Consider the following 5,853-nt stretch of genomic DNA (forward strand, 5'->3'; position numbering starts at 1 on the left):
GACCCGCGGCCCGCGCCGAGGCTCTGCGCCGGCTGGCCGCGCTGCGCGAGGAGGCGGGCGAGCGCTACGAGGAACTCGCCGCCCTCGAACCTGAGACCGCCGGTGCGCACCACGATGCCGCTGCGCAGGCCCGCGACCGCGCAGCCCACGACCGCGAATTCGCCGCTCTCCTCGCCCCCCAGGACACCTCCGCCCCCGCGCAGTGACCCGGATCACCCCGGCACGCCTTGCTCGTTCTCATCCTGCTCGGTCTGGCCCTCGTCCCTGTCCCCGGTGCCCTCGCCTACCTGGCACACCGCCACCCCGCCCGCACGCGGGCCGATGACCATTGGCGTCGCCGCCGTCGCGGCCATGGCCTCGATCGTCGATCCAGTCGCTGTCCGCTGAGCCCGTACCCCGACTTCCACCAGCCCTTGACCGCCCTCCGGGCGCCTCGTCGGCGCCCTCGCGCTGTCCGAGTCCGTTCTTGGGGCCCCCGCCGTGCAGAAGCCTCACGGTCAGGTTCCGAAGACCTTCCTCATCCGCGCGGAGGAAGTCCGGGAAGTTCGCGGCCTCAGCTGTCCCGCAGTGCGGCCGACGAGCATGCGTGACAATCACAGCGTGCAGACGTCGATGTTCCCCTCGGTCCGCGCTCTCGACCAACTCCTTGACGGGCTGGGCGTCGGCGCAGCCCGTCGGCGTCAGCTGGACATGGTGCGCGGGGAGCTGGAGCGGGCCCTGGACCGCGGGGCGCTGCCGATCGGTGCCCGGCGCAGCTTGCAGCGGCTCCTCGAGGAAGAGACGCTCGCCCCGTACGTACGACTCGCGGAGTCCGGGACGCTGAGGCATCGCCAGGTCGCCGGGGGCTTCCCGCCCACGTCGGAGGCGACCAACGAGATCCGCCGCACGTGCCTCGACCTATTGCGCAAGGCATTGGGCCTGCTCGCGCTGCACCTGGGCGGCGGGGAGATCCCGCTGCAGCCCGCACCGGAGGCGGCGACCCTGTCCGCTCTGGCCCGCCAGCTCGACCGCTCCCTCGCCGGGACCATGTCCCCGGCACAGACCCGGCTGACGGCGCTGCTCGCGCTGGAACTGGACACCGCTGCGCGCAGTGGGGAGCTGGCGGGCCTGCGCACCACTCACCTGGGCAAGGACTACGCCGCGGTATACATCGAGCGGCGACCCCAGGGCGGCGGCGCCATTGAGAGGGAGTGGGTCGAGACCTCAGCGCTGAGCCGGGCCGCGCTGGCGGGCTGGATGGACGTGCGCAGGGGCTTCGTGCAGCGCGCCCATGGCACCTCGAAGCTGTGGGTGTCGCTCTGGATGAACCACGACGGCGTCTTCGACAACCAGGGCAACACGACGATCCGTCCGCCCGGGATGCCGCTGGAGGAGAACGGGCTGATCACCTCGTACCGGGTCGGCCGGCTGCGGTACGACGGACTGCGCCAGCTGCTGCCCCTCAAGCTGGAGGCTCTACGGCGCGCGGTCGACGCCGAACGCCGACGCACCGCTGTGTAGTCCTCTTGCTGCTTGATCATGTTTTTCGCCTTGCGGTGGCCAGCACGATCCGAAGGGCTTGTTATTGGGCATGCCGAGGTCATTCCCAACCCCGGAAGCGTCAGGTCAGTCTGCCGCCCCGAGCAAGGCGGAGAGTACGGCTTACGCCGTACTGCTGCATGGACCGGCTGCGCGCCCACGCGGCGCCGACGCGAGTCCGTGGGTGCTGCTGCGCGACCGCACAGCCAAGCGCTTGTAACCGACGCACCAGCAGCAGCCACACTTCAGGGACGCGTCAGCCGCCCAAGACGCCGTCGCGGCAGTCCTGCACCGGCCCGTACAGGCCGCGCGGAACCAGCCTGCGGACCATCGCCCTGCAAGGCCCAGACCACCCCTGCGACTTCCCTGACGCTCACCGGGGCGTCTCCGTGTGTGCGCTCAGGTCAGCGCAGGCCGTCTGTGTCGTCGTGCTCTTCGCCGACTGGGAGTGGCCGACGGTCGCCCCACGGGCCCTCGCTGTAGGTAACCGCTGAGGATGCCTCTCGGAAGTTGAGCCTGAGCTGCCCTTCTGACGGAGCATCTATCGGGTAGGAGGGCCGGTCACCGGGCCCTCCTACCCGATTGGTACGTCGGCGTCTCGTCACGGGCATCTCCGAGTTCCGGTGGTGTCCATGTGAAGACGTTTTGCTGCCACCGGCCGGACGCGACAAGGACACTGATCGCCGAAGCCCCGAGCAAGACGCCGATGAGACCCGTCAATGCATCAGCCGGGACACACATCGGCCTCCACCAAGACCCCTGACGGCCTCACACGAGTGCGCCCAGTCCTGATCCGCAATGACTCGTCGCGTGCGGTGCTGACGAGGGACGCACCCGGCTTCCCGCCCGACTTCGATCGGGCTCGGTTCGGTGGCAAACGACTAGGTTCGCTGTCAAAGGACATGAGTTCTGGGAACGCTTGAGCGTGCTTGGCGGCCGAAATGTCGGCGATTTCAGCAACACCGTGGACCAGCTGAAGGCTGCGCGGCGCCGGATGTCAGACGCCGCATACGATGCCCGGTTATGGCCGATGACGCGCTCGACTACTCCCAGCCCGGCCCCTTCACGAGCCTGGATGCGACGCAGCTCCAGCTCATCGAGAGCCTGCCGGCTGACCCCGTTGGCATCTCCGCACCCCCGCCAGTTCACCGTGCCCGGCGTCCGCCGTCACCTGGGCAACCTCACCGACCGCGACATCCGCGTGTGGCGCCTCCTCGCGGCAACCGTCATCGCGGCGGAGCTCGCGCTGCCGCCCGCCCTGCTCATCAAGCAGACCATGCCGTACGCCATCGTCGCCGGCATCGCCATGCACACCGCCTTTATCTGCCTCAAGCCCCGCCAGCTCATCACCTTCTCCGGCCTCACCCTCGGCACCTACTTCGCCTTCGCCGCCTGAGCACAGCCAACCGCCCGACCACCACCCGCCACGACAAGGGGACACCAAGTCGCGCTGCCACCGCAGCAGTGCGTGCCCAACCCGCCCGCGCGCCCTGCCCGCTCGGAGTCCGAACGTGCACTGCCCGTGGACAACTCGCCGACTGTCGGCGCGAGCACGTCGACTTCGGGGACACCTCAGGCGTGGGCGAGCTCCTGTCACTGGCGGGCTCGGCCGTGGCGGGAAGGGATGCAGCGGGACACGGGAGACTCCTCAGGACTTCGGCGGGTGCCTATTCGCTCAGCCCCGGGACAGGGGTGTTCCGGCAAGAAATCTTGGACGCGGTCGGGACGCTGCGGAGGCGCAGTGTTCGGTGACGGTGGGGGGCAGGGATATCAGGTCGGCCGGCGGTGGCCGTCTGGAGGCTCGGGTGGCCTTCGCCCGCAGCCTCGCATTCGGTGGATCACGTGCCGGGGGCCCGGCGCACGGTGTGTGCCGGGCCCCGGGAGGGCAGGGCGTGCGCCAACACGGCCTGCGGGGTGTCCTGATGCGGCGGAATTGCGACCCGTACAGCTCAGGAGCGCCGCCGGCCCTCAGGGGCCGGTCAGCGGATGCCACGCATCATGAGCCCGGTCCTCGTCCCGGGGCAAGCAGGTCCGGAACAGACCTGACCAGCATCGTGGCGGAGAGTAGCTGAAGTGGTGGCGCGATGGCTGGTCGTGACGAGGCAGATCCGTATCAGCGCCTCCTGGCGCCGATCCCGGTGTCACTGCGTGATGTCCCCTGCTGGATCGGCCCTGACCAGTTGGGGGACATTCGGGATAATCAGGGGAGGCGGTGTGGTGCGCGCCCGTGGCATGCTCGGCGCACCGGCACCGCGCTGAGGCAGCGCCAACTGCCTGCGGATGTCGGCCCTTTGCGACCCGTCCGTTCTCCGGCGGCCCGCTCCCCGTGTGCGGGCGGCCGTCTCGTGCTCCAGGAGTGCTCGCGTGCCTCATGTCGTCCCCCTGTCCGCGCCCGAGCCCGTCCCCGGCGCTCCCGTCCGCCCCCGGCCGGCGGTGCAGGTCGCCGGTGTCGTCGCGTTTCCCTCCATCGGCGGCGTGCTCGCCATGAGCGGCATGGCCCTCGGCGACGTCATCGCCCTCGTCAGCAGCCTGGGCGCGGTCGGCGTCGCGGCCGTCGTCGCGTGTGTCCGCCTCACCGGCAGGCACACGGCCGGCACGCTCGCCGCCGCGTTCGCCGCGGCCGCCGTCCACGCGGCACAGGAGCCCCGGCCGTGACCGCAGAGGCCGGCAGGCCGCCCACCCAGGCACGGACCCAACTCGGCGTCTTCCTCACCCAGATGCACTGGATCCACGGCCCGGGCTGGGCCGAACTCTCCCGGCGCACCCGCTTGTCGGTGTCCACGCTCCAGCGCACCGCCCGCACCAGCGGGCCGGTCCCGAGCGAGAAGAACGTGATCACCTTCGTCGAAGGGATCACCGACGATCCCCGGGCGGTCATCGACGCGAAGCGGTGGTGGCGCCGGGCCCGGATCAACGAACGCGGCCGACTGCGCGCGCTCAACGCGCCCCCGCCTGACGGCGTGCGCAACGGGGCCGACCTGCGGGCCGCGCTCGCCGCCGCCTACGAAAAGGACGGTGCCCCGCCCCTGCCCCTGCCGGAGAAGGCCACCTGGCACCTGGCACCTGGCCACCAACCTGTCCCACCCCGATGCGCCCCACGCCGCCACCAGCCCGTATCCGCCGGCCGACCTCGCCGAGATCGTCCGCCTTTACGGCCTGCGGCCGTGGATCGAGCAGAGCTACAAGCAGGTCAAGGACGAACTCGGCTGGGCCGACTTCCAGGTCCGTTCCGACCGCGCCATCCGCCGACATCAGACACTGGTGAACTGCGCCTTCTCCTTCTGCTGGGACCAATGGTTCGCCCCACCCGGCCCCGTGGATGCCGCCGCGCCGGACCCGTGCCCCAACGAGGGGCCAGAGAGGGGGCTCAGCCCCGTCCCACCAGCACCAACAGCCCTGCTGGCCCAGGGCCTTACGGGCGATCCGTTCCTGGCTTGCCCCCGCCGTCACTCTCAACCGATGGTGGCGAGCCTGGACGGACAAGGACCCACCCTCCGAACTCCAGGCCCTGATCGACGCAGTCACCACCGGACACGGCATTGACCTCTACCGCCGGATTTAACGAACTACCGGTAACTGGGGAGTGGACCGAGGGACAGGTTCGGACGATGCGCCGCGACTCCATTTAGCGGTCCGGAAGACGCCCCCGAGGCGCTCGACGTTGGCGTCGAAACCACGCTTGCGGCCGGCTCCCTTGAAGGCGGCACCGATCTGGGAGCGGCTGAGCCGACCGGTCCGGGCTGGGGTCGGGGCGAGCCGCCGATGAGCGCCCACGTGGCCACTACCGCTCGCCTCGCGACGAGATCCGCGCCCCAATTCCGTTCCGAACACTTTGTTGGTACGTCCTGACAAAGCTGTTGACATCCCCGCAGAGCGGCTCCATAGTCTCTCCAACTAGAGCGCGCTACTAAAGCGCTCCAGTCAACAAGCAGACGGTCCGCACCCATGACTGCCGCACAAGACGCGCCACCGCGCCGTACGACACATGCAAGACCTCTGGGGCTCCGCGTCGCCCGCTCGGTGACCGATACAGCGACCACCGATTGCCGACGTCACACGCGTTCCGCCGCCACAGACTCCATCCCGACCAGCACAGCGAGGTGCAAGGGACATGCACAGACACCACCGAGTCGCCATTCTCACCGCTACGGTCCTCGCCGGAACCCTGCTCGCCGCCGGCTGTTCCAGTGACTCCGGCGGCAAGAAGGCCGAGGAGGACACGGGCAACGCGGCTGCCGGCAAGGCCGACACCCCCCGTATGAAGGTCGCGATGATCACCCACGCGGCCCCCGGCGACACCTTCTGGGACCTCATCCGCAAGGGTGCCGAGGCCGC

General features: G+C 70.0%; 5 protein-coding genes and 1 pseudogene. 5 read left to right on the forward strand and 1 reads right to left on the reverse strand.

Annotated elements, in window-relative coordinates; all coding sequences use genetic code 11:
- A partial coding sequence (locus O3Q52_RS47475) for a hypothetical protein (RefSeq protein WP_269654682.1) occupies positions 1–206 on the forward strand: 206 nt, incomplete at its 5' end.
- A gap of 6 nt (positions 207–212) precedes the next feature.
- Here O3Q52_RS47475 and O3Q52_RS47480 read toward each other — a convergent pair.
- Complete coding sequence (locus O3Q52_RS47480; RefSeq protein ID WP_269654683.1) at positions 213–353, reverse strand: hypothetical protein; 141 nt, start codon at positions 351–353, stop codon at positions 213–215.
- 247 nt (positions 354–600) lie between these two features.
- On the opposite strand from O3Q52_RS47480, the gene O3Q52_RS47485 reads away from it, so the two are divergent.
- The 4 genes and pseudogenes from O3Q52_RS47485 to O3Q52_RS47500 form a co-directional block, all read left to right on the forward strand.
- Positions 601–1,500 carry a hypothetical protein gene (locus O3Q52_RS47485; RefSeq protein ID WP_269654684.1) on the forward strand — a complete coding sequence of 300 codons (900 nt, stop codon included), beginning with the start codon at positions 601–603 and terminating at the stop codon, positions 1,498–1,500.
- Positions 1,501–2,638: 1,138 nt separating this feature from the next.
- Positions 2,639–2,914 carry a hypothetical protein gene (locus tag O3Q52_RS47490; protein WP_269654685.1) on the forward strand — a complete coding sequence of 92 codons (276 nt, stop codon included), beginning with the start codon at positions 2,639–2,641 and terminating at the stop codon, positions 2,912–2,914.
- A 968-nt stretch (positions 2,915–3,882) separates the two neighbouring features.
- Entirely contained in the window at positions 3,883–4,173 is a 291-nt protein-coding gene (locus O3Q52_RS47495) for a hypothetical protein (protein WP_269654686.1), read from the forward strand.
- 1,456 nt (positions 4,174–5,629) lie between these two features.
- Positions 5,630–5,853 (forward strand): annotated as a pseudogene (locus O3Q52_RS47500) (sugar ABC transporter substrate-binding protein); the annotation flags it as partial.

The sequence above is a fragment of the Streptomyces sp. ActVer genome (assembly GCF_027270795.1).
Classification (GTDB): domain Bacteria; phylum Actinomycetota; class Actinomycetes; order Streptomycetales; family Streptomycetaceae; genus Streptomyces; species Streptomyces umbrinus_A.